Source organism: Musicola paradisiaca NCPPB 2511, from assembly GCF_000400505.1.
Classification (GTDB): Bacteria; Pseudomonadota; Gammaproteobacteria; order Enterobacterales; family Enterobacteriaceae; genus Musicola; species Musicola paradisiaca.
The window spans coordinates 3,207,284-3,231,044 of record NZ_CM001857.1 but is presented as its reverse complement, the minus strand read 5'-3'; the positions used below and the strand labels follow the sequence as shown (position 1 = coordinate 3,231,044).

At 52.1% G+C, this 23,761-nt stretch carries 19 protein-coding genes; 16 read left to right on the top strand and 3 right to left on the bottom strand.

Annotated features, from left to right (window positions below; genetic code table 11):
- The first annotated feature begins 94 nt into the window (after positions 1 to 94).
- The 5 genes from rnc (at position 95) to acpS (ending at position 3,610) form a co-directional block, all read left to right on the top strand.
- Positions 95 to 775 (top strand): ribonuclease III, encoded by a 681-nt coding sequence (gene rnc / locus DPA2511_RS14295; protein ID WP_015854467.1) that lies wholly within the window; start codon positions 95 to 97, stop codon positions 773 to 775.
- A complete protein-coding gene (era, locus tag DPA2511_RS14290) occupies positions 772 to 1,677 on the top strand; it encodes a GTPase Era (protein WP_015854466.1) in 906 nt (301 codons plus the stop codon). Before rnc ends, era begins: the two co-directional genes overlap by 4 nt.
- Before the next feature lie 12 nt (positions 1,678 to 1,689).
- A complete protein-coding gene (recO, locus tag DPA2511_RS14285; protein ID WP_015854465.1) occupies positions 1,690 to 2,424 on the top strand; it encodes a DNA repair protein RecO in 735 nt (244 codons plus the stop codon).
- Between the two features lie 74 nt (positions 2,425 to 2,498).
- Positions 2,499 to 3,230: a pyridoxine 5'-phosphate synthase gene (pdxJ, locus tag DPA2511_RS14280; RefSeq protein WP_015854464.1), complete on the top strand. Its 732-nt coding sequence runs from the start codon at positions 2,499 to 2,501 to the stop codon at positions 3,228 to 3,230.
- Complete coding sequence (gene acpS / locus DPA2511_RS14275; protein ID WP_015854463.1) at positions 3,230 to 3,610, top strand: holo-ACP synthase; 381 nt, start codon at positions 3,230 to 3,232, stop codon at positions 3,608 to 3,610. The genes pdxJ and acpS overlap by 1 nt, the downstream gene beginning before the upstream one ends.
- An 8-nt stretch (positions 3,611 to 3,618) precedes the next feature.
- Here acpS and DPA2511_RS14270 read toward each other — a convergent pair whose 3' ends face one another.
- A complete protein-coding gene (locus DPA2511_RS14270) occupies positions 3,619 to 3,879 on the bottom strand; it encodes a YfhL family 4Fe-4S dicluster ferredoxin (RefSeq protein ID WP_015854462.1) in 261 nt (86 codons plus the stop codon).
- A 343-nt stretch (positions 3,880 to 4,222) separates the two neighbouring features.
- On the opposite strand from DPA2511_RS14270, the gene pdeH reads away from it, so the two are divergent.
- The gene (pdeH, locus tag DPA2511_RS21860) at positions 4,223 to 5,014 is read left to right on the top strand and encodes a cyclic-guanylate-specific phosphodiesterase (RefSeq protein ID WP_015854461.1); all 792 of its coding nucleotides are present in this window, start codon (positions 4,223 to 4,225) and stop codon (positions 5,012 to 5,014) included.
- Between the two features lie 760 nt (positions 5,015 to 5,774).
- The gene (locus tag DPA2511_RS14260; RefSeq protein ID WP_015854460.1) at positions 5,775 to 7,295 is read left to right on the top strand and encodes a sensor domain-containing protein; all 1,521 of its coding nucleotides are present in this window, start codon (positions 5,775 to 5,777) and stop codon (positions 7,293 to 7,295) included.
- A gap of 152 nt (positions 7,296 to 7,447) precedes the next feature.
- Here the strand turns inward: DPA2511_RS14260 and DPA2511_RS14255 are convergent, their stop codons facing one another.
- Entirely contained in the window at positions 7,448 to 9,631 is a 2,184-nt protein-coding gene (locus DPA2511_RS14255) for a type I secretion system permease/ATPase (RefSeq protein ID WP_015854459.1), read from the bottom strand.
- Positions 9,632 to 10,279: 648 nt separating this feature from the next.
- Here DPA2511_RS14255 and DPA2511_RS14250 point away from each other — a divergent pair.
- The 4 genes from DPA2511_RS14250 to tadA all read left to right on the top strand — a co-directional run bounded on the left by DPA2511_RS14250 (position 10,280) and on the right by tadA (position 12,890).
- Complete coding sequence (locus tag DPA2511_RS14250) at positions 10,280 to 10,621, top strand: hypothetical protein (protein WP_015854458.1); 342 nt, start codon at positions 10,280 to 10,282, stop codon at positions 10,619 to 10,621.
- Between the two features lie 155 nt (positions 10,622 to 10,776).
- On the top strand, positions 10,777 to 11,670 hold the full coding sequence (murQ, locus tag DPA2511_RS14245) for an N-acetylmuramic acid 6-phosphate etherase (protein WP_015854457.1): 894 nt from the start codon (positions 10,777 to 10,779) through the stop codon (positions 11,668 to 11,670).
- A gap of 12 nt (positions 11,671 to 11,682) precedes the next feature.
- A complete protein-coding gene (gene yfhb, locus DPA2511_RS14240; RefSeq protein ID WP_023638405.1) occupies positions 11,683 to 12,345 on the top strand; it encodes a phosphatidylglycerophosphatase C in 663 nt (220 codons plus the stop codon).
- Between the two features lie 50 nt (positions 12,346 to 12,395).
- A complete protein-coding gene (tadA, locus tag DPA2511_RS14235) occupies positions 12,396 to 12,890 on the top strand; it encodes a tRNA adenosine(34) deaminase TadA (RefSeq protein WP_015854455.1) in 495 nt (164 codons plus the stop codon).
- Positions 12,891 to 12,913: 23 nt separating this feature from the next.
- Here the strand turns inward: tadA and mltF are convergent, their stop codons facing one another.
- Positions 12,914 to 14,374 (bottom strand): membrane-bound lytic murein transglycosylase MltF, encoded by a 1,461-nt coding sequence (gene mltF, locus DPA2511_RS14230; protein ID WP_015854454.1) that lies wholly within the window; start codon positions 14,372 to 14,374, stop codon positions 12,914 to 12,916.
- Positions 14,375 to 14,655: 281 nt separating this feature from the next.
- On the opposite strand from mltF, the gene purL reads away from it, so the two are divergent.
- From purL to glnB, 5 genes are all read left to right on the top strand, one after another.
- On the top strand, positions 14,656 to 18,540 hold the full coding sequence (gene purL, locus DPA2511_RS14225; RefSeq protein ID WP_023638404.1) for a phosphoribosylformylglycinamidine synthase: 3,885 nt from the start codon (positions 14,656 to 14,658) through the stop codon (positions 18,538 to 18,540).
- 998 nt (positions 18,541 to 19,538) lie between these two features.
- The gene (locus DPA2511_RS14215; RefSeq protein ID WP_015854452.1) at positions 19,539 to 20,972 is read left to right on the top strand and encodes a sensor histidine kinase; all 1,434 of its coding nucleotides are present in this window, start codon (positions 19,539 to 19,541) and stop codon (positions 20,970 to 20,972) included.
- Between the two features lie 47 nt (positions 20,973 to 21,019).
- Positions 21,020 to 21,778 (top strand): two-component system QseEF-associated lipoprotein QseG, encoded by a 759-nt coding sequence (gene qseG / locus DPA2511_RS14210; protein WP_015854451.1) that lies wholly within the window; start codon positions 21,020 to 21,022, stop codon positions 21,776 to 21,778.
- Positions 21,775 to 23,112 (top strand): two-component system response regulator GlrR, encoded by a 1,338-nt coding sequence (gene glrR, locus DPA2511_RS14205; protein ID WP_015854450.1) that lies wholly within the window; start codon positions 21,775 to 21,777, stop codon positions 23,110 to 23,112. Before qseG ends, glrR begins: the two co-directional genes overlap by 4 nt.
- 84 nt (positions 23,113 to 23,196) lie before the next feature.
- Complete coding sequence (gene glnB, locus DPA2511_RS14200; RefSeq protein ID WP_015854449.1) at positions 23,197 to 23,535, top strand: nitrogen regulatory protein P-II; 339 nt, start codon at positions 23,197 to 23,199, stop codon at positions 23,533 to 23,535.
- Positions 23,536 to 23,761: the final 226 nt, after the last annotated feature.

The window sequence follows — 23,761 nt, the reverse complement described above, 5'->3', positions numbered from 1 at the left end:
CTGCAAACGAAACAGTGTTGACTAGTAGTATGAAAAGACAGGTCTGTTCCGTATGCTGTTGTTTAATAAAGCATTATAGGTTTTCTGGTAACACATGAATCCCATCCTCATAAATCGCTTACAAAAAAAACTAGGTTATACTTTCCAACAATACGATCTTTTATTGCAGGCTCTGACCCATCGTAGCGCCAGCAGTAAACATAATGAAAGGCTGGAATTTCTCGGAGATTCCATTCTGAGTTTTGTGATCGCTAATGCGTTATATCATCGTTTTCCTCGCGTTGATGAAGGCGATATGAGCCGGATGCGCGCTACATTGGTTCGTGGCAATACGCTGGCGGAAATTGCCCGGGAATTTGAATTGGGCGAGTGTCTGCGGCTTGGGCCGGGAGAGTTGAAAAGCGGCGGTTTTCGTCGCGAATCCATTCTGGCGGATACCGTGGAAGCGTTGATTGGCGGTGTGTTCCTGGATAGTGATATTCAGGCGGTCGAACGTCTGATTCTCAAATGGTATCAGAGCCGTCTGGATGCCATCAGTCCTGGAGATAAACAGAAAGATCCGAAAACCCGATTGCAAGAGTTTTTGCAAGGACGACATCTTCCGCTGCCGACATATCTGGTGGTGCAGGTGCGGGGTGAAGCACACGATCAGGAATTCACTATTCACTGCCAGGTTAGCGGTTTCAGCGAGCCGGTAGTGGGAACCGGGTCAAGCCGTCGCAAAGCTGAACAGGCTGCGGCCGAACAAGCGTTGAAAAAGCTGGAACTTGAATGAGCGAAGAGCAAACCTACTGCGGCTTTGTCGCAATAGTTGGCCGTCCGAATGTCGGCAAATCCACCTTACTGAACCAGTTGCTGGGTCAGAAGATATCTATTACCTCCCGCAAACCGCAGACGACACGTCACCGCATTATGGGGATCCATACGGAAGGGCCGTATCAGGCCATCTATGTGGATACGCCAGGTCTACACATTGAAGAAAAACGAGCCATCAACCGGTTGATGAACCGTGCCGCCAGCAGTTCGATTGGTGATGTGGAACTCATTGTTTTCGTTGTGGAAGGTACCCACTGGACCGACGATGACGAGATGGTGGTCAATAAGTTGCGGGAACAGAAAACACCGGTCGTGCTTGCGATCAATAAGGTCGACAACATTACGGATAAGTCTTTGTTGTTGCCCCATATCCAGATGCTGAGCGAAAAGATGAAATTCCTGGATGTGGTGCCTATTTCAGCGGAAAAAGGCACTAACGTTGATGCGGTTGCCAGCATTGTGCGTAAACATTTGCCGCAGAGCCTGCATCATTTTCCGGAAGACTATATTACCGATCGTTCCCAGCGGTTTATGGCGTCCGAGATTATCCGTGAAAAACTGATGCGTTTTTTGGGCGAAGAGTTGCCGTATTCGGTAACAGTGGAGATTGAACGCTTCGTCGCCAATGAGCGTGGTGGGTATGACATCAACGGGTTAATTCTGGTCGAGCGCGAAGGCCAAAAGAAAATGGTGATTGGCAATAAAGGCGCCAAGATCAAGACGATTGGCATTGAAGCGCGTCAGGATATGGAACGGATGTTCGAAGCCCGGGTTCATCTCGAACTGTGGGTGAAAGTTAAATCAGGCTGGGCGGACGATGAACGTGCGCTGCGTAGCCTGGGATATATCGACGATCTATAAGGGTCGATGCCTATGGAGGGCTGGCAGCGCGCATTTGTGCTTCATGGGCGACCTTATAGTGAAACCAGCCTGCTGCTGGACTTGTTCACTGAAAATGAAGGGCGGGTCAGAGTGTTGGCCAAAGGAGCCCGAGCTCGTCGTTCAAACCTTAAAGGTGCTCTCCAACCGTTTACGCCGCTGCTGGTTCGTTGGGGAGGGCGCGGCGAAGTCAAAACGCTGCGCAATGCCGAGCCCGTTTCGCTGGCATTACCACTTCATGGTGCTTTGCTCTATAGCGGTTTATATGTCAATGAACTGCTGATGCGAGTCCTGGAATTCGAAACCGACTATTCCGCTTTATTCTTTGATTATCTTTATTGCTTGCAACAACTTGCCGCAGCACAAGGGTCTCCGGAGCCTGCCTTGCGGCGATTCGAACTGGCATTATTGGCGCATCTTGGGTACGGCGTTGATTTTCTCCACTGCGCGGGCAGCGGCCAGCCGGTTTCCGACACGATGACTTACCGTTACCGGGAAGAAAAAGGGTTCATCGCCAGTCTGGTGGTGGATAATCGTAGTTTTACCGGTCGGGAGTTACAGGCGCTTGCTGCCCGCGAATTCCCGGATATGGAGACGTTGCGTGCGGCTAAACGTTTCACTCGCATCGCTCTGAAGCCTTATTTGGGGCCTCGCCCGCTGAAAAGCAGAGAACTGTTTCGGCAATTTCTGCCTAAACGATACATGCTGCCTTCGAAAGGAGAGGCATAAGTTAATGTGAATATGCCGTCGCGGTTATCATGGGTGTACACTGCCGCAATCGTTTTGCTGATGAAGGATAAATCATGTCTGAGTTGTTGTTGGGCGTAAATATCGATCACGTCGCCACCTTGCGTAATGCGCGTGGTACTGCGTATCCAGATCCGGTGCAGGCGGCATTTATCGCCGAGCAGGCGGGAGCAGACGGGATCACTGTGCATTTGCGGGAAGATCGGCGTCATATCACCGATAGGGATGTCAGGTTGTTGCGTCAAACTATCCAGACCCGGATGAACCTGGAAATGGCAGTGACTGATGAAATGCTGGCTATTGCCTGCGAACTGAAACCGCATTTTTGTTGCCTGGTCCCGGAAAAACGCCAGGAAGTCACAACGGAAGGCGGCCTGGACGTTGCCGGACAGTTGGAAAGAATGAAGATCTCAGTAGCCAGATTGCGCGATGCCGGGATTCAGGTTTCCCTGTTTATTGATGCGAATCATGCGCAGATAGACGCTGCCGCCGCCTGTGGCGCACCCTATATTGAAATCCACACTGGCGCCTATGCCGATGCGGTTGATGAACACACCCGCCAGCTGGAATTTGCCCGCATTCGTGAGGCGGCCTCTTATGCCGCTGGCCTGGGGATTAACGTTAATGCCGGGCACGGATTGACCTATCACAATGTACAACCCATTGCAGCACTGCCTGAGATGCATGAGTTGAACATCGGTCACGCCATTATTGGTAGAGCAGTGATGAGTGGTCTCGCCGACGCAGTCGCAGACATGAAGTCCCTGATGCGGGAAGCCCGTCGTTAATGGCAATTCTGGGGCTCGGTACGGATATTGTAGAGATCGCCAGAATTGAAGCGGTGGCCGGGCGTTCCGGCGACCGTTTGGCCAGACGGGTTCTGAGTGAGCATGAGTGGCGGCAATATCAGATGCATCATCAGCCGATTCGTTTTCTTGCCAAGCGTTTCGCAGTAAAGGAAGCTGCGGCTAAAGCGTTTGGTACCGGAATTCGAAACGGCCTGGCTTTTGCCCATTTTGAGGTGTCCAACAATGGAATGGGAAAACCTGAACTGAAATTGCTCGATCGCGCGGCAGAACTGGCTGCGGAAATGGGTGTAAGACACATTCATGTTTCTCTGGCGGATGAGCGGCACTATGCTTGTGCCACGGTCATCATTGAAAGTTGAATGACGAGTCAGAGTTTATCCGCATGGTGCAATTGAACGAATTTCTCCCAAAGTTGCTCGGTACTTTCCTGGCGGTTGGGATCTTTCAGGATCGTATTATCGATCGGGCAAACCCTTTGGCAGGTAGGGATGTCATAATGTCCGACACATTCGGTACAGCGTAACGGATCTATTTCATAAATCTCTATCCCCATGGAGATTGCCTGATTAGGGCATTCCGGTTCACACATATCGCAGTTGATGCATTTTGCGGTAATCAGCAGAGCCATATTATTTCCCTTCTATAAAACGGCGCCGATTATACTCTGGCAATGTGTTTTACACACTCGGCACCTTCATCAAGGCGATGAAGCCGAGTAAAACACAAAAACAGAGTCTATTCTGCTGATTGATAGCGTATATGGCGGGTAGACTTAACTTGATTATGTAGTTGCAGTGTGTTTTCTTTCATAGTCTTTTGATATAAAAACAATTTTTCCCATGCAATGTATCCGTCATGTTTACTTTGTAATGTAATTCATCTTACATCCAGCCAGGATAAAGTTTGTCAGGGTTCACTCGATAAACTTATATGTGCATGTGGTATATTTTTTGTTGGTAAGCGTATCTTTCATGGCGGAATATCTGGTGCAGCAAAATAGTCACTTTAATCAGTCCGGCCCTGCCATCTCTTCATCAGGAGAAGAAGGATGCGTTGATGTTGATTCGTGGCGCAGTTGCCATAGACGCTATACGTTTCAACCGATTTATCGAACATCAGGTCGGCTGATGGGAATCGAATTGTTGACCGCCGTATTTCATCCCTCTTCTCCCCAGACTCTGCTCTCGCCCGAGAAATACTTTTCCCACCTTAATGTTGTCGAACGGTTGGATATTGTTATTGATCAACTTCGGTTTCTGAATCAGTGGTCTCTCCGTTTCCAGAACGATGGCCTGCGTGCGTCCGTCAATATCGATGGTTTGACGCTTCTGGCGCTGCAGGACAACCGCGCAGCAAAGAAATTGCTCTCTTCTATGCCATGGTTGCGTTTTGAATTGGTAGAGAACCTGGATGTGCTCCCCAAAGACAAGCTGGCGGGGTTGCCAGAGGCCAATCGATTGTGGCTGGATGATTTTGGATGTGGCGTTGCTAATTTTTCTTCTCTTTCTCTGACCAAGTATGACTGTATCAAAATAGCCAGAGAGTTATTCATTATGTTGTTGAAAACGGAGCAAGGACGTCAGCTATTTCCTTATCTGATCACGTTACTGGCCAGTTATTGCAACGACGTAGTGATTGAAGGTGTTGAAACCGAAGAAGAATGGGAGATAGTTAAACAGTCTAAAGCCTCTGCTGCGCAAGGGTATTTCCTTTCCAGACCTCAACCTTTTGAAAAAATAGACAGTCTTCACACCGAACTCTAGATCACCAATTTTTTTGCCAAGATTTTCTCTGCAACCCCATGTATCGTTTTTGTCCACAGCGTTCTCTTTTGTATACCAGGGAGCGCTGACCGCGTCAGGAGCGGCCCTGGATTTTTCTATAACGAAAAATAAATTATTAGTTTACTAATGGTGGGGTTCATGTTTTTATGGCTTGTTTTTTGTAAAAAACTAGTGTTTTATGTGGTAGATGATTGAGTTTTTGACGTGAGAAAGCGCTATTTTGTTGAAAACGAGATCATTTCTCAATGACAGCACCTATAGTTGAATGCGCTATGTAATTATTTGATTTTTAATAAAAAAGTATAAATGTTTGTTACCAACGATCAAAAATAAGCTTATGATAGATTTTTTTGATTAAAATAATATTACCTATTGGTATAAGTGATTTGCTTACGAAAAATTGATGGTCACAATATTGCGCTACAAAATGCGTAAAGGGTTGTATCTAATTATTAGTCAAGCTTATATCTATAACGATTATTAATATAGCTGATTCAATTAGTGCCTGATTCTTACCCTTGGGGGCTGCACGCGGCGATATGGAGGCTTTATGCTGTCGTTTTTATGTTTGTGAACTATCCATCAGAGCCGGATAGTTTTTTTATTCTCCCTTTCTACTCTCCGGAAATGTGCCGACCCTGAAAACCCATGTGAGGGGATGTTTTTGCCGGGATTTTCATTTTCAGTGATTCGACGTTTTGTACGTTCAGGACCATTTGGGCCTGAGGGGAGTGTTATTGTGTATGAAATTATAATAATTCTATTAATAGTGCTCTTAGTGGTTTCCTCGGCAAGAAATCGTCGGCTTCAGGAGAAAAGCAATTCAGATCAAAAAAAGCAAGATTTTCTGAATATGATTTTCTTCGCTGCCGAGTACAGCCCTGCATCGATAATGATTGCTGATGAAAACTGTGAAATCGTTTATGTGAATCGTCAATTCACGACGATGTCGGGATATGAGGCGGAAGAGATTCTTGGCAGAAAAACCAATATATTAAGTTCCGGAATGACCAATGCCAGTGTTTATGACGAATTATGGTCAACGCTGAATAAAGGTGAGGTCTGGAATGGAGAGTTTATTAATCGTAAGAAAAACGGACAGTTATATTGGGAAAAAGCCAGTATCGTAAAAATATATAATAAAGCCAGCAATTCTATGCAGTATGTTGGTATAAAAATAGACATTACCGAGCGTAAGACTCAGGAACATCATGATAATTCATATAATCGCGCACTGGAGCTGCTATCTAGCGGCGCGCCGCTGAAAGATATTCTTGACGCAATTATTTTCAGCGTGGAAGAGAAAAACCCTGGGCGTATCGTGTGCTCTGTATTGCTGGTTGATAAGGAAAAGAAATGTTTGACTCTGGGTTCTGCGCCCAGCCTGCCGGGCTTTTATAAAAATGCCATGCATAACGTGAAGATTGCTGATGGTGCCGCTTCTTTTGGAACCGCTGCATATAGCGGAAAACGTGTTATTGCAGAAGATATATCTACACATCCTCACTGGTCTCTTTATAAAGGTCTGGCATTGTATGCCGGGCTACGTTCATGTTGGTCGGAGCCTATTTTTGGTCAGAACAAAGAAATATTAGGTGTCCTTAGCGTTTATCATCGAAAAGTCTATTCTCCGACGGAAGATGAGATTGCATCCATTGAAAAATCGGCGCAGTTGGTCGCCGTAGCGATCGAGCGATATCGCGCAATCGATATGTTGCGTCGCAGCGAAGAGCATTACCGCCAGCTGGCGCATTACGATTCTCTCACATCGCTGGCGAATGGGTTAACGTTTGCCGAGCAGATGGAGCAAGCTATCCAACTCTCCAAGCAGACCGGCAGGAAGATCGCACTGATGTTCCTCGATCTGGACAAGTTTAAACAAATCAATGATACCTTTGGCCACGCGACAGGTGATTTGCTGTTGAAGGAAGCTGCTGTACGTATGCGCAGCGCGGTGCGAGATACCGACACCGTATATCGCCGAAGCGGTGATGAATTCATCATCCTGTTGCAGGGAATTAAGGAAATTGAAAATACGCTGTATGTTGCAGATAAAATCCATCATGCCTTGAATGAGCCCTTCTTTATCGAAGGGAAGAAGCTCGATATATCGTGCAGTATCGGTATTGCGCTATATCCGGAGCATGGAACGGATTCGCTGACGCTGGCAATCAACGCAGATGCCGCCATGTACCAGGCTAAAGCGTTGGGGCGGAGCCAGACCCAGATCTACCACGATCTCAATAGCACCCACCAGTGAGTTCGACAGAGACCCGCTGCATATCTGCCGCGTTTCCTCTTCTATCTGATATGCACCCACCTTGGCTGTCGCATCACATCGCACCGTTATGATGCCTGACCCTGATGAATATCCCGCCCGCAATCGAATGGGTTCGAACCGTGGCTCGAATATCAGCGCGATGTATTGATCTGACCGTTCTTTAATGCATCCATCACAATTGTTTTGGGGCCATCGGCAATCACACGCCCCTTATCAAGAATGATGAGCCTGTCGACCAGCGCCAACATGGAAACCCGATGAGTGACCAATATCAGCGTCTTACCCTCAAGGCCAGGCATCAGCGCCTGACGAAACCGGTCTTCACTGCTGTTGTCCATTGCGCTGGTGGGCTCATCCATCACCAGGATCGGCGGTTCCAGCAGTAAGGCGCGAGCGATGGCGACGGCTTGCCGCTGCCCCCCGGATAACTGTAAGCCGCGCTCGCCGACCTGCAGGTTGTATCCGTCAGGGTGTAACCGGGCGAATTCGTTAATCCCGGCAATTTCGGCCGCTTTCAACATGGCCTCGTCTTCGATATAACGTGCGCCGCAGAGCAGATTCTCGCGCAACGTCCCGTTGAATAGCTGGATATCCTGCGGTACATAGCCGATGTTATGGCGCAGATCGCCGACATCCAGCTGGCGAGCGTCCATTCCGTCAATTAACAAATTGCCGTGCGAAGGGGAATAAAGCCCGAGCAGCAATTTTTCCAATGTGCTTTTTCCCGATCCGGTTCTGCCGATAATGCCGACTTTTTCACCGGGGCGAATCGAAAGGTTAAGATCGATCAGCGTGCATTTTTTTTGCTCCGGGTACTGAAAGGTGACATCGCGAAATTCAATGCTGCCGCGAATATTTTCTCGTGTGAGCGGTCGTTGCGCTTCATGGCGTTCCTGCGGTGATTGCAGTATCTGATGGGCGGCATCCACCGCCAGACGGGCATGAAGCGTGCGGCTCAGGCGGGTGGCCAACGTATTCAGAGGCGCCAGTATTCGGCTGTTGAACATATAACAGGCGATCAATGCGCCGGGCGAGAGCGTATCGCCCATGATTCGGTAGACGCCCAGTACCACGATGATGAGCCCGGCGAATTGTGTTCCCCAGTGAGTCAGGCTGGAGGAAAAGGCGGCCAGTGAGTTGATGCGGGCCCTGAGCCGGCTGAGCAACCCAACATTTTGCTCCCATTGGTATTGCCGTTCACTCTCTGCATTGTTGATTTTGATGGTATCCAGCCCGGACAAGGTTTCTATCAGTAACGAGGTTTGTTCACTGAGAAGCGGTTGTGATTTCCTGATGGCGTTTGATAACGGAAATTGTAAGAGCCAGTATGTCGCACTCAGCCCCAGACATGTCAGCAACGGAACCCAAACCAACGGCCCGCCGATAAACCCCATGGCGATCAATGCCAGCACGGTAAACGGAATATCCAGCAGCGCGCTCAAATTTTGGGGGGTGAGAAAGTTTCTCAATCCCTGCAGGGCAAGCATGTTGTGAATGAGTGGGCTTGCTTGCTGCCGGGATGCGGTCTGCATGCCCAATAACCGTTCGAATAATGTCGCAGACGCGGTCACATCGATTCTTTTGGCTGCTTTGTTCAGGCAGAGATGCTGTAGAGCACGCAGCAACAGCTCAAACAACTGAGCAATGATGATGCCGGAAGCCAGCATCCACAGGGTTTCGGTGGTTTGGCGGGGAATTACCTGATCGTAAATGTGCATCACGAATAACGGAAGACTTAGCGCGATGGCGCTTATCAGCAGACTGGCGATAGCGGCATCCAGATAAAAGAAGCGCGACAAGTTCAGGATTTCGCTGACACATAAATAAGCCCGGGACAGTAGCGGAGAAACATGCTGTTCAAAGCGATGACGCGGCTGGGCGAACAGCACCAAACCCAGGTAATTCTGCTGTAGGGTATTGTGGTCGAGGGTTATTTCGCCGCCCTCCGTTTCGCTCGGCATGATACGGGCCGACCCATCGTCATTCCACCCCAGCAGGATAGCCGCCCGGCCTTCCCGGAGCATCAGCATGGCAGGCAGCGACATTCTGGGGATTGCTGATAATGAGCGTTTGAGGATCCGGGCCTGCAAACCGGCACGGGCTGCGGCTGTCGGTAGCAAATTGATGGTTAAACGCTGTTCTTTCAGGGGTAATCCGGCGGTCAGCGCCGTGCGGCTGGAGGCTTTCCCCTGTAACCGGCACAGCACCAAAAGGCTGTCGAGCAGCGGGTCATCATGACGACTGCGAAGATCCTGATAGTGGCGAGACACGGGATTTTCCGTATCATCCGGCGGTTGTCCATGAAATGCATTCATGCTGTGGCGTGTTCCCTAACCATCATGACTGCCCGGTGGCAAAAGCGTCGAGGCCAATCAAAAAAGTGATATAACTCAAATGCATTGACTGAATGCATTGGACTCATACAGTTAACAGTTACAAGTATTATTGATGGTAGAACGTATCGGACGCAACTCTTCATTCTACTCGCCGAAGATATTGTCGCGTAAATGGCTGGCGGTGCGCAGTCAAGGGCGGGTTTAGCCGTGAACTCGGACGAGTATTATTGACGATATCTTGCTCAACCTGCGTTGAGGTGACATTCTGAGCGACAGATCGATGATGTCGTGTCGGGTTAAGACGGAAGCGGCTATCTGTCCAATCTGAGGGTATCGATCGTGCCGGGTAAAGCACTACTCGGAATAAAACCTTCATATCTATCTGGGGAAGCCACCTTTTGACAGAATACGACGGCGGTTTTGAGACCGGGTAGCGAAGGTCATGGCACCGTCTGATTTTGTCTCGCGCATGATGGGATAAACGCGATGGGGCGGCATGTTGATACGGGCTGAATCTGTTGGATCCACTCCCCAGAGCGCACTGAAGTGTAATGACATCGCAATCAGGAGTGAATCCTTGTTCCAGTAACGTAAGGATTTCACAAGTAAATAAAAAAGGGCTTTTTTATGTTTTATATTTTGCGTGACAACAGCGGTCATTTGATCAGGGTAGAGAAAGCGCCGTTTTCTGATATGAACGGTGAACTTCCCGATGATTCCGTTGAGGCAATAGCCTGGATGAATAATCAGCAAGCTATTCTGGCGAGTATTGAGAAACTGCGCAGCAGTGATTTGGAAATGGTGCGCGTGCTGGAAGATCTTATCCAGGTTCTGATCACCAAGGGACAAGTCAGCATCACCGATTTCCCGGAGGCAGCACAGCAAAAGCTCGTCAATCGGGCGCAGGCGCGTGAGACGCTGGGCGGTCTGGATGCGTTGATCCGTGAAGACGAAGACAAGATGTTCTGATCCTGGGCGGATTTTTCCATAAAACGGCTTGCCGGTGCGCCTGCAAGCCGTTTTTTATGCTCGGAATATTGATGTACCGTGAGAGACCGGGTGGTAGACCGGTTGATACTTTTATCAGGGCCTGGTGTTGCCTGGAACCAGAAGTGAGGAAAATGATGGACTTGGGAGCGTTAATTTCAGAAACGCGCAATCCGGCGTCAATGTCGTTGGATCAACTGTCGACGCTGGAGATGATGGCGCTGTTCAACCAGGAAGATCGGAAAGTGCCTGAGGCTATCAGCCAGATCCTGCCTGATATCGCTGCGGTTGTGGATGCGACGGCCGACTGCCTGAAATCCGGCGGGCGTCTCATTTATATGGGGGCAGGAACCAGCGGTCGGCTGGGGGTGCTGGATGCATCCGAGTGCCCGCCGACATTCGGTATCCCGCACGATTGCGTCATCGGCCTTATCGCCGGCGGTTCGGGAGCCATGTTCAAGGCGGTAGAGGGGGCGGAGGACGATCCGCAACTCGGCGGGTCCGATCTGGCGGCATTGTCGTTGAGCTCGGCGGATATGGTGATAGGGCTGGCCGCCTCCGGCCGGACGCCTTATGTCATTGGCGGGCTGCGCTATGCCCGCAGGCTTGGATGCCGCACCGCGGCCATTTCCTGCAACCCGCTCTCCCCCATCGCGCAGGAGGCCGAGTTCGCTATTTCTCCCGTGGTAGGGCCGGAGGTACTGACGGGGTCGACACGTCTGAAGTCGGGTACGGCGCAAAAGCTGATCCTGAATATGATCTCTACCGGGGCGATGGTACGGATGGGGAAGGTCTATCAGAATCTGATGGTGGATGTAAAAGCCACCAATGTGAAGCTGGTGGATCGCGCCTGCCGAATCCTGATGGAAGCCACCGGTACGGATCGGGAAAGCGCACGGCACTATCTGGCTCAAACCGGGTATGAAGTCAAACCCGCCATTGTCATGATCCTTACCGGTTGCGATGTCGAAGAATCCCGGCGTCGTCTGGCGCGGCAGGACGGCTACCTGCGAAATGCCTTGCAACCATAAATGGGCGACACGATGGCAGACGAAATAACGATGTTAACGCCGGAAGCGGCTTCATCCCGCAGGGTGTTTTTTGATTTGGATGGAACGCTGCATCGTCAGGATCTGTTCGGGGCGTTTTTGCGTTTTTTGCTCCGCCGACTGCCGTTGAATCTGTTGCTGCTGGCACCGCTGCTGCCGGTAGTGGGGCTCGGAATGTGGGTGTGCGGCCATACGCGGCGCTGGCCGGTGAGTTTGCTGCTTTGGGGGATAACCTTCGGTAGAAGCGAGGCGCGGCTTTTACGTCTGGAACAACAGTTTATCGAGCATTTCCGGCGGCGGATAACCCCTTTTCCATTGGTGCGACAGCGCTTGATGTCTTGTCTTGCCGAACAGAACACGCAGGTATGGGTGATCACCGGTTCTCCGCAGCATTTGGTGGAAGCGGTGTACTGCGATGTTCCCTTTATGCCGGAAGTTCATCTGATAGGAAGCCAGATAACCCGGCGCTGCGGCGGCTGGGTGTTGACTCTGCGCTGCCTGGGGCGTGAAAAAGTGGTTCAACTGGAACATCGGTTGGGGAAACCGCTGAGGTTTGAGAGCGGCTACAGCGACAGCCGCCACGACAATCCACTGATGGCCTGTTGTCGGCAGCGCTGGCGCGTAACTGCGTCAGGCCAGCTGCGTCCCTGGGGGTAGGCTGTGTATAATGCCGGCCGCTTGCTGTAAACACCCTGAACGGAGGAACCATGGATACCCTTGCGGATGATGAGTATTGGATGCGCCATGCGCTGATATTGGCTCAGCGCGCCTGGGATGAAGGGGAGGTGCCGGTGGGGGCCGTGTTGGTGCAAGGCGGTAAGGTGATTGGCGAAGGCTGGAATCGCCCCATTGGTCAGCATGACCCTACCGCTCATGCCGAAATGATGGCGCTGCGGCAGGGCGGCCGGGTGCTGCAGAATTACCGTCTGTTGGATACCACGCTCTACATTACGCTAGAGCCTTGCATTATGTGTGCCGGAGCGATGGTGCATAGCCGCATTTCACGCCTGGTTTACGGCGCGGCCGATGCCAAAACCGGCGCGGCCGGTTCGCTGGTGGATATTTTGCGACATCCGGGAATGAATCATCAGGTCGCGATTACATCAGGCGTGCTGGCGGAGGCGTGTTCAACGCTGCTGAGCGATTTTTTTCGCATGCGCCGGCAGCAGCAGAAGGCGGCGCGGGCAGCCGGAAACGCATGACTGGTGACGAGCCGGCCATGACGTCAGGGCGCGGGTTTCGTCGGCGGTATCTGTTCCGGCGGTACCACCGGATAGGCACGAGCCAGCAACTGTTGTTGCTGTTCTTTACTCTCTTTTTCCGACAGATATCCCACCAGACTCACCATATAACGGCGGATATTTTCCACATAGTTGTAGGCCTCTTGACCGCGTGCGTATCCGTTGGCGGTTTGCGCGTAATAGCGCTTTTGGCTCAACAACGGCAGACGAGTTTTAACCTCTGCCCAGCTATCGGGGTTCGCTTTTTGCGTTTCGGTTAATTTGCGTGCATCCATCATATGGGCGTAGCCCATGTTATAAGCGGCAAGCGCGAACCAGATACGTTCATCCGCCGGTATGCTGGCGGGAATTAATTGCATCATGCGGGACAGGTACTGAGCGCCGCCGCGAATACTCTCTTCCGGGTTAAGCCTGTCGGCGACATCCAGACTATCCGCGGTATTGCGCGTCAGCATCATCAGCCCGCGAACGCCTGTTGGCGACGTCGCAAGCGGGTTCCAATGCGATTCCTGATAAGAGATGGCCGCCAGCAGTTTCCAGTCGATTTCCCGTGCGTACTTTTCAAACAGTGGGCGTAAGCCGGGCAGGGTGCTGTCGATAGCGTTGAGAAATGTCGTGGTGTCCACATAATCGAAGTTCCCCACATGCCCGAGATACTTTTCTTCCAGCCGGGCCAGCGTGCCGTCTTCCATGGCCTGACTGAAAAAATCCAGCAGCGCGGCGGAGAGGCTATCATCATGCGTCCGTCGCAGATACCAGGTGACGGGCTCTTCATCGCTGAGGTCAAAGGCCACGGCGAGTTGGGGATGAATTCTCTGCATCAGACCGATGGTGACGGAGTCGGCGATGGTGTAGTCGAGTTTGCCGTCGGCAACCTGTTTTAGCAGATCCTGTTCGGAGATATCCGCCGCGGCTTCCCAGCTCAACTGGGGATAGCGGGCCGATTTTAGTGCCCGTAATGTGGCGATATGCGCGGAACCCGACAATAGTGTTAACCGGCCTTGCAACTTATCCAGTGTGGCCGGCCGGGGATTGCCCAGCCGATAGACCAGCTGCTGAGAGACGGAATAATAAGCAGGCCCGGTACGGAAACGGTTCAGTCGCTCATGGTTGTAAATCAGACCGGCGCAGAGCAGGTCGGCATCGCCGTTATCGAGATCGTTGAACAGCTCGTCAACGTTCTGACGCACCGAAACCACCAGCTTCACGCCAAGATAATCGGCGAATCGTTTAGCCAGTTCGTAGTCAAGGCCGGTGGGCGAACCGTTGTTGGGGGTATAGGTCAGCGGAGACGCAATGGTGCTGATACGTAATTCCCCGCGTGAAAGGATCTGTCTGAGCTGGAACTCCTGGTTACTGCGCCATGGAATATTCGGCCACAGCGCCAGCGTCAGCAGCAGAGCGATTACCCCGATGAAAAAATAGTTTATCGTCAAACGTTTCAAAGAGTTATCTCTCGGTGGCCAGGTGGCCAGTCTGTCTGTAACGGCAGTTTTTTGTGTGCTATTTCCCAGAGTTGGAGGGCATTTTGCGCAACAAATCGTCACTGTGCAACTTTTATTCCTTTGTCTACTGTGGGGCTCCAGCCCTCTGACGATCTGCAACAATCCCTGCGCAAACGGTTTCGTCGTCCGTCACTATTCTTTATAATGGCGTGCGTTTCCCACCCCTGTAGCGCCATAACGCACTAACGTCAGTGCACCGAAGACAAGAGAAATTTTAGATGATGGAAATACTGCGTGGTTCACCTGCCTTCTCGGCTTTTCGTATCAATAAATTGCTGGCCCGGTGTAAGGAATACCATCTGCCCGTCAGCGACATTTATGCTGAGTACGTGCATTTTGCCGATGTGAGTGCCCCGTTAAGCCAGGATGAGCAATCGCGTCTGGCCCGCCTGCTGAAATACGGCCCCTCGCTGACCGAACATGAACCAACCGGCCGTCTGCTGCTGGTGACTCCTCGCCCAGGCACCATTTCTCCCTGGTCTTCCAAGGCAACGGATATTGCGCATAACTGCGGGCTGCAGAAAATTCTCCGTCTTGAACGTGGTCTGGCTTTCTATATTCATGCGCCTACGTTGAGCGATGAACAATGGAAAGAACTGGGCGGTTTGCTGCATGATCGCATGATGGAAAGCGTATTTAGCGATATGCAGCAAGCAAGCGCGCTGTTCTCCCATCATCAGCCGGCGCCGTTGAAGCGTGTGGAAATCCTGTTGCAGGGACGTGAGGCGCTTGAAGCCGCCAACGTCCGTCTGGGGCTGGCGCTGGCGGATGACGAGATTGATTATTTGCTGGATGCGTTCACCCGGATGGGACGTAACCCGACGGATATCGAGTTGTATATGTTCGCGCAGGCCAACTCGGAACACTGTCGGCATAAAATTTTTAACGCCGATTGGGTCATTGACGGTGAAAAACAGCCTAAATCGCTGTTTAAAATGATTAAAAACACTTTCGAACATACGCCTGAACATGTGCTTTCCGCGTATAAAGACAATGCCGCCGTGATGGAAGGCTCGTCGGTCGGCCGTTTCTTCCCGAACCCTCAGGGCGTGTATGAATATCATCAGGAAGATGCCCATATTCTGATGAAAGTCGAAACCCACAACCACCCGACAGCTATTTCTCCCTGGCCGGGCGCCGCCACCGGTTCCGGCGGCGAAATCCGTGATGAGGGGGCGACCGGGCGCGGCGCTAAACCCAAGGCGGGGTTAGTGGGATTCTCGGTTTCCAACCTGTGCATTCCCGATTTCGTGCAGCCATGGGAACAGGATTTCGGAAAACCGGATCGCATTGTCAGCGCGCTGGATATCATGGTGGAAGGCCCGTTGGGCGGTGCTGCATTCAATAATGAATTCGGCCGTCCGGCCATTGCCGGTTATTTCCGTACTTACGAAGAGTCCGTGGACAGCCACAACGGCGTCGAAATTCGGGGTTATCACAAACCCATCATGCTGGCGGGCGGGATTGGCAATATTCGCGACGAACATGTGCAAAAAGGGGACATCAGCGTTGGCGCCAAACTGATTGTGCTGGGTGGCCCGGCGATGAATATCGGTTTGGGCGGCGGGGCGGCATCTTCCATGGCGTCCGGCCAATCTGACGCCGACCTGGATTTTGCTTCCGTTCAGCGCGACAACCCGGAAATGGAACGTCGTTGCCAGGAAGTTATCGACCGCTGTTGGCAGTTGGGCGAACAGAATCCGATCCTCTTTATCCATGACGTTGGCGCGGGCGGCCTTTCCAACGCCATGCCGGAACTGGTCAGCGATGGCGGTCGCGGCGGCCGCTTCGAATTGCGCGATATTCCCAACGACGAGCCGGGCATGAGCCCGCTGGAAGTCTGGTGCAACGAATCCCAGGAACGTTACGTACTGGCGGTGGCGCCGGAGCAACTGGCGCAGTTTGCTGAAATCTGTAAACGCGAGCGCGCGCCTTATGCCGTGATCGGCGAAGCGACGCAAGAACAGCATCTGACGCTGAGCGATCGTCACTTCAACAACAAGCCTATCGATATGCCGCTGGATGTGCTGCTGGGCAAGACGCCGAAAATGCAGCGTGATGTTGAGCGTAAAGTGGTGGAAGGCGTGCCGCTGAACCGCAACGAGATCTATCTGGCGGAAGCGGTGGAGCGTGTGCTGCATTTGCCGGTCGTGGCCGAGAAAACCTTCCTGATCACCATTGGCGACCGAACGGTAACTGGCATGGTCGCCCGCGATCAGATGGTGGGGCCATGGCAGATTCCGGTTGCCGATTGCGCCGTTACTACTGCAAGCCTCGATAGCTACCACGGCGAAGCGATGTCGATCGGCGAGCGAGCGCCGGTGGCGCTGCGTAATTTTGCGGCTTCCGCACGTCTGGCTGTCGGGGAAGCTATCACCAATATCGCTGCTACACACATTGGCGATTTGAAGCGGGTGAAACTCTCCGCTAACTGGATGGCGGCTGCGGGGCATCCCGGTGAAGATGCCGGCCTGTATGAGGCGGTGAAAGCCATCGGTGAAGAGCTTTGTCCTGCGCTTGGGTTGACGATCCCGGTGGGTAAAGACTCCATGTCCATGAAAACCCGCTGGCAGGAAGGCAATGACGATCGTAGCGTGACGTCGCCGATGTCGCTGGTAATCTCCGCGTTTGCGCGTGTTGACGATGTTCGCAATACCGTGACGCCGCAATTGCGTACCGACAGGGACAACGTGCTGTTAATGGTCGACCTTGGCGCGGGCCACCATGCACTGGGCGCGACGGCGTTGGCCCAGGTGTATCGTCAATTGGGGCGCAAAACGGCGGATGTCCGTAATCCGGAACAATTGGCCGGCTTCTTCAACGCGATGCAGAAGCTGGTGGCCGATGGCGCGCTGCTGGCTTATCACGATCGTTCTGATGGCGGCCTGCTGGTGACATTGGCTGAGATGGCGTTTGCCGGTCATTGCGGGATCAAGGCAGATATCAGCGCAATGGGAGAAGATTCTCTGGCGGTGCTGTTTAATGAAGAATTGGGCGCGGTGATCCAGATTGAGGCCGCCCGCCGTCAGGAGGTTGAACAGGTGCTGGCCGGGTTCGGCCTTGCCGACTGCGTACATTATCTGGGACGGGCCGCAGCGGGGAACCATTTCGAGATCGTCCAGGGTGACAATGTGGTGTATCGCGAAAGTCGCACCACGCTGCGTAAGTGGTGGGCGGAAACGACCTGGCAGATGCAGCGCCTACGTGATAACCCGCAGTGCGCCGATCAAGAGCATCGTGCCAAATCGGATGATAACGATCCTGGTCTGAATGTGACGTTATCTTTCGATCTGCAGGAAGACGTCGCTGCGCCTTATATCAGCCGTCAGGCGCGTCCGAAAGTGGCGGTATTGCGCGAGCAGGGGGTTAATTCGCATGTCGAAATGGCGGCTGCGTTTGATCGCGCCGGTTTCGAGGCTATCGACGTGCACATGAGCGATTTGCTGGCGGGGCGTCGTGCGCTGACGGATTTCCATGCCTTGGTCGCCTGCGGCGGTTTCTCCTATGGCGATGTGTTGGGCGCAGGCGAAGGCTGGGCCAAGTCCATCCTGTTTAATAATCGCGTGCGTGATGAGTTTTCTTCCTTCTTCCTGCGCCCGCAAACATTGGCGTTGGGGGTATGCAACGGTTGCCAGATGATGTCCAATCTGCGGGAATTGATCCCCGGCGCAGACCACTGGCCTCGTTTTGTACGTAATAAATCGGATCGTTTCGAAGCTCGATTCAGTCTGGTGGAGGTGGCGCACAGCCCGTCCTTGTTCCTGCAGGATATGGCGGGTTCACGGATGCCCATCGCGGTATCGCATGGCGAGGGGCGCGTGGAAGTACGTGATGAGGCGCATCTGGTCGCTCTGGAACAGAACCAGTTGGTTGCGCTGCGGTATGTCAATAACTATGGACAGATGACCGAGATTTACCCGGCAAACCCGAACGGTTCGCCGAACGGTATCACGGCAGTCACCAATGCCAATGGGCGTGTAACGGTGATGATGCCGCATCCCGAGCGTGTATTCCGGACGGTCAGCAACTCCTGGCATCCGGCCGAATGGGGCGAGGATAGTCCATGGATGCGTATGTTCCGTAATGCGCGGCGTCAACTGGGGTAAGCGCTGTGTTGATATAAGCGTAGAGCTGAAAAAGGGGCGCCGGCCCCTTTTTTTATGGCATAGATCCGCGCGCTAACGCGAAGTGTCGTAGAAAACGTTGCCGGCATTTTTTATAACCTAGCGACACTAAAACTGATGCCCCTTGAAGACCACACTGACAGCGTTGCGTGAATGTAGTGGAGAACGCACCTGTTTTTATTGAGCACCCATTCTTAATGGTTATTCACTGGATCCAGAACTGGCCGTCCGCCGTTTTTAATGTCGCTTGATATCGTGAAAACGGCAATCGGCCTGAAACTACACGCCCAAAGTGGGAGACGATGCCGCCAACATGCGGTTGTCTCAAATCAGAGACAACAAGGATATGGCATGTCTCAAAAAAGAGACATTTATTTATTTGATTAATAAGAATTATTTTTATGCCTCATGGGGCTGTCTGTTTTAGGCGACAGATAGACGGTATTTTTCCTCTATCCGCCCGATATGTTGTCGATACATCCTATTGAATAACAATGATGTCATTATTTTATTATTTAATTTCAATTTGTTGCGTTTTTATTTTTTAAAGTGGCACACTATGTGCATAGTGACGAGCGCTGCTCATTCGATTGGTTATGATTGCAAAACTGGCAAGTGGTATTGCTCATAACGCCTGGAATGACGCCAAAAGAAAAGGTGCCTATCGCCTATTTATCAGGATAACTGCTCTGCAAAGCGCTTTATCCAGCACCGGGCGACACGTTGAGTGAGGCACCGCCTATTTAGAGACCCGGTCATGCAGGTTATGTGTGACCGGGTTTCGCTTTTATAGCCCTGCTTGATGCGCCCGGTCTTGCGCAAAATGACCGCCGACAACAGTCGCCACAGCGACGGGCCGGCTGGCAATGCGTTACACCGGATGCGCGCAGTTACGCAAATCTCCCCGAATGGGGTTGTGCTTTACATCGTGGTCGCTAGGATGCTGAAAGCGGTAATCTGGTGGATGGACAAACAGTAAAATGATTTCTTTGAAACCGTGGCGCTTGTTTCCGCGCTCATTGCGACAACTGGTTATCATGGCATTTCTGCTGGTGCTGTTGCCTTTGCTGGTTCTGGCATATCAGGCATATAAAAGCCTGGACAACCTCAGCGAAAAAGCGGCGAACATCAACCGAACCACGCTCGCGGATGCGCGCCGCAGCGAAGCCATGGTCAGTATGGCGTTGGCCATTGAACGCAGCTATCGGCAGTATTGCGTTTTGGGCGACCCGACCTTATCCCAACTCTATCAAAATCAGCGTATGCAGTATTCGCAGATGCTTGACGCGCACGGGGCGGTTCTGCCGGACAAAAGTTATTACCAGAATCTGAATCAGTATCTGGCGCAGTTGACGGACATTCAGTGTCAGAACAGTACGCCAAATCAGGCGTCAGCCTTGTTACTGGAGAATTTCTCCCGCACGAATGCGCAAATGGTTCAGGCAACGCGGGAGGTGATTTTCTCTCGAGGTCAGCAATTGCAGCAAGATATTGCCGAACGGGGGCGTTTCTTTGGCTGGCAGTCGCTGGCATTGTTTCTGGTGAGCCTGGTGTTGGTGATGCTGTTCACTCGGATGATCATCGGCCCGGTCAAGGAAGTTGAACGGATGATTAATCGGATGGGGGAGGGAAAAGCGCCGGGTAAAACCAGTCTATTTCGCGGCCCCAAAGAGATTCGATCACTGGCACAGCGTATTGTGTGGTTAAGCGAGCGCCTTTCCTGGCTGGAAGCACAACGCCACGAATTTCTCCGCCATATCTCTCATGAACTGAAAACGCCGCTGGCCAGCCTGCGGGAAGGCGCTGAACTGCTGGCCGACGAAGTGGCGGGGCCGCTAACGGACGATCAAAAAGACGTCGTTGCCATTCTGGATAATAGCAGCCGACATCTCTTGCAGTTGATTGAGCAACTGCTGGACTACAACCGCAAGCTGGCTGATGTCCCCACGGGATTTGAACGAGTCGATGTCGCTGCAATCGTAGCGATGGTGGTTGAGGCTCACAGTCTATCTGCAAGAAGTAAACAGATGCGAACCCATGTTGATTTGCCGGTGTCCAACTGTCGAGCGGAAACGACATTGTTGATGCGCGTAATCGACAATCTCTACTCCAATGCGGTGCACTATGGGCAGGAATCCGGTAACATTTGGATCCAGAGTCGACAGGTCGGCAATCGGGTTCAGATCGAGGTCGCCAACAGCGGTACCCCTATTCCCGAGACCGAGCGAAGCATGATCTTCGAGCCTTTTTATCAGGGGATCCATCAGCGTAAGGGGGCAGTAAAGGGCAGCGGGTTGGGGTTAAGTATTGCTCAGGACTGTATCCGCCGCATGCAGGGAGAACTGAACCTGGTGGTGGTTGACTATGCTGATGTCTGTTTTCGTATTGAATTGCCATTAATCACCGAGAATTAATCATGATTGCACGGAGTTTTCGTCCTCTGTCGTTGCGAGGCTTGGCTATGCTGTTGCCTGATGTTCGGCAGTGTTACGTGCATAATGTATTGATATTTATAGCAACTATTCTATTGTCCGCGTGTGCGGACAAGGTAAGCGAGCCTGCTGCTCATCGTGGCGCAGACATCGTACCGCCCAGAGAGCAAGTGACCGACTACCGCATGGTTTCTTGTGAACGCCTCTGGACCTTCCATCACCCGGATGCCATGAACAATGCGCTCTACTGGCTGCGGTACATGGAATGTGCAGATCGGTTGACGGCGGCGCAGGCCAGAGAGCAGACACTGCTGGTCGGTGACAATACCTGGAGTGGTTTGTGGCGACAGGCCATTTTGCTGGATCACGCGGAATTGACCGTTCCCGAACGACATCAAATTATGGATCAGCTCAATCGACATGTTCGGGAAGTGCCTGTCGCACTGCTGCCATTACTGCAAATCTGGATGGATAAACAGAATCTGACGATTACGCTTGAGGATGAGCGTTTACGTTTTCAGCGGATACAAGAAACCAATGACAAGCAGTTAGAGAGCATGCGCGAACAGCAGGGGCATTTGCAGTATCAACTGGAAACCACGACTCGTAAATTGGAAAGTTTGACCGACATTGAGCGACAGCTTTCAAACCGCAAATCGGTGCAGAGTGATTTGTCGGAAAATGAAGAACGTCGAGCCGGTACCCGTTCTACATCTGATGGCAGTAACAAACAAACCGACGCGGTCACACCGCCAGCCGTAGTGAAAAAGGGATTCAAAAGCGAATGACCACCCGAAAAACAGCCAGTTTGCTATTGGTGGATGACGATCCCAGTTTGCTGAAACTATTGGGTATGCGTTTGAGCAGCGAAGGTTTTGCCGTGACGACCGCCGGTAGTGGTCAGGAGGCGCTGAAACTTTTACACCGGGAGCAGATCGAGCTGGTCATCAGTGATCTGCGCATGGATGAAATGGATGGTATGGCGCTGTTTGCCGAAATTCAGAAGGTTCAGCCTGGATTGCCGGTCATCATCCTGACAGCTCATGGCTCCATTCCCGATGCGGTTGCGGCAACGCAAAAAGGTGTATTCAGTTTTCTCACCAAGCCGGTGGATCGTGATGCTTTGTACAAGGCTATCGACGATGCTTTGCAGATTTCAGCACCTGCGGGTGATGAACGTTGGCGGGAAACGATCATCACCCGCAGCCCGATAATGCTGCGTTTACTGGAGCAGGCGAAGTTGGTCGCGCAGTCTGACGTTAGCGTATTGATTAATGGCCAGAGTGGGACGGGTAAAGAAGTGCTGGCACAGGCCATTCATGCCGCCAGTCCGCGGGCCGGCAACGCTTTTATCGCGATAAATTGTGGGGCGTTGCCCGAGCCGCTGTTGGAGTCTGAACTATTCGGTCATGCTCGAGGGGCGTTTACCGGCGCAGTCAGCCAGCGGGAAGGACTCTTTCAGGCGGCAGAGGGCGGAACGCTGTTTCTGGATGAAATCGGCGATATGCCGCTTTCGCTGCAGGTTAAATTATTACGGGTGTTACAGGAGCGTCGTGTTCGGCCTTTGGGAAGCAACCGCGATGTAGAGATTGATGTGAGGATTATTTCTGCAACGCACCGTGATTTACCCAAAGCGATGGAGAAAGGCGAGTTTCGGGAGGATCTGTTCTATCGGCTGAATGTCGTCAATCTGAGGTTGCCTGCGTTGAATGAACGTTCAGAAGATATTCCCTTATTAGCCAATCAGTTGTTGCGGCAGGCAGCGGCCCGGCATAAACCGTTTGTGCGCAGTTTTTCCACGGATGCCATGAAGCGTCTGATGGCGGCCAGCTGGCCGGGAAATGTGCGTCAGTTAGTCAATGTGATTGAGCAGTGTGTGGCGTTGACCAGCGCCCCGGTGATCAGTGATGCGCTGGTCGAGCAGGCGCTGTCAGGTGAAAATACGGCGTTGCCGACGTTTGTCGAGGCGCGTCATCAGTTCGAATTGAACTATCTGCGTAAACTGCTGCAGCTTGCTAAAGGTAATGTGACTCAGGCGGCGCGAATGGCGGGGCGGAATCGTACCGAGTTTTATAAATTGCTGGCGCGCCATGAGTTGGACGCCAATGATTTTAAAGAATAGTGTTAATCTATTGTGAATTTATGGCGGGCGACTCTTTGTCCATGCTGGCGCCGACCACTACATCGTGATAATTAGGATTTCATCATGAAGAAAATTGATGCAGTTATTAAACCATTTAAGCTGGATGATGTACGCGAAGCGTTAGCCGAAGTAGGGATTACCGGCATGACGGTGACGGAGGTGAAAGGTTTCGGGCGTCAAAAGGGCCATACCGAATTGTATCGTGGTGCGGAATATATGGTCGATTTTTTGCCGAAGGTGAAAATCGAGATAGTTGTTGCCGACGACATCGTGGATACCTGCGTTGAAACCATTATGCGTACTGCTCAGACCGGCAAGATCGGCGATGGCAAAATCTTTGTATTCGATGTGGCCCGTGTTATTCGAATCCGAACTGGCGAAGAGGATGAAGAGGCTATTTGATCGCGTGGCTTCTTGTTTCGGGCCTGGCCCTATGACGTTTTCGGCCAAAGCATCTGTTAGGCGAGTGGGTTAGGTACCCGGCGGTGAGTTGGAGCATAACGTTTTGAAACGATATCCGCAGGGTAAATTCCGCATCCATGAAGGTTTGCGCCCCTGACGAGGCGCTCTGTTCGTGAGCTCGTCAGGGATGTTAAACCAGTACGGCTTCCGTCTATGTCATGGCGTG

Excerpts from the sequence above, each read along its gene's own strand:
- rnc (WP_015854467.1), top strand. The coding sequence starts at position 95 with ATGAATCCCATCCTCATAAATCGCTTACAAAAAAAACTAGGTTATACT.
- era (WP_015854466.1), top strand. The coding sequence starts at position 772 with ATGAGCGAAGAGCAAACCTACTGCGGCTTTGTCGCAATAGTTGGCCGT.
- recO (WP_015854465.1), top strand. The coding sequence starts at position 1,690 with ATGGAGGGCTGGCAGCGCGCATTTGTGCTTCATGGGCGACCTTATAGT.
- pdxJ (WP_015854464.1), top strand. The coding sequence starts at position 2,499 with ATGTCTGAGTTGTTGTTGGGCGTAAATATCGATCACGTCGCCACCTTG.
- acpS (WP_015854463.1), top strand. The coding sequence starts at position 3,230 with ATGGCAATTCTGGGGCTCGGTACGGATATTGTAGAGATCGCCAGAATT.
- DPA2511_RS14270 (WP_015854462.1), bottom strand. The coding sequence starts at position 3,879 with ATGGCTCTGCTGATTACCGCAAAATGCATCAACTGCGATATGTGTGAA.
- pdeH (WP_015854461.1), top strand. The coding sequence starts at position 4,223 with ATGGCGGAATATCTGGTGCAGCAAAATAGTCACTTTAATCAGTCCGGC.
- DPA2511_RS14255 (WP_015854459.1), bottom strand. The coding sequence starts at position 9,631 with ATGAATGCATTTCATGGACAACCGCCGGATGATACGGAAAATCCCGTG.
- DPA2511_RS14250 (WP_015854458.1), top strand. The coding sequence starts at position 10,280 with ATGTTTTATATTTTGCGTGACAACAGCGGTCATTTGATCAGGGTAGAG.
- murQ (WP_015854457.1), top strand. The coding sequence starts at position 10,777 with ATGGACTTGGGAGCGTTAATTTCAGAAACGCGCAATCCGGCGTCAATG.
- yfhb (WP_023638405.1), top strand. The coding sequence starts at position 11,683 with ATGGCAGACGAAATAACGATGTTAACGCCGGAAGCGGCTTCATCCCGC.
- tadA (WP_015854455.1), top strand. The coding sequence starts at position 12,396 with ATGGATACCCTTGCGGATGATGAGTATTGGATGCGCCATGCGCTGATA.
- purL (WP_023638404.1), top strand. The coding sequence starts at position 14,656 with ATGGAAATACTGCGTGGTTCACCTGCCTTCTCGGCTTTTCGTATCAAT.
- DPA2511_RS14215 (WP_015854452.1), top strand. The coding sequence starts at position 19,539 with ATGATTTCTTTGAAACCGTGGCGCTTGTTTCCGCGCTCATTGCGACAA.
- qseG (WP_015854451.1), top strand. The coding sequence starts at position 21,020 with ATGCTGTTGCCTGATGTTCGGCAGTGTTACGTGCATAATGTATTGATA.
- glrR (WP_015854450.1), top strand. The coding sequence starts at position 21,775 with ATGACCACCCGAAAAACAGCCAGTTTGCTATTGGTGGATGACGATCCC.
- glnB (WP_015854449.1), top strand. The coding sequence starts at position 23,197 with ATGAAGAAAATTGATGCAGTTATTAAACCATTTAAGCTGGATGATGTA.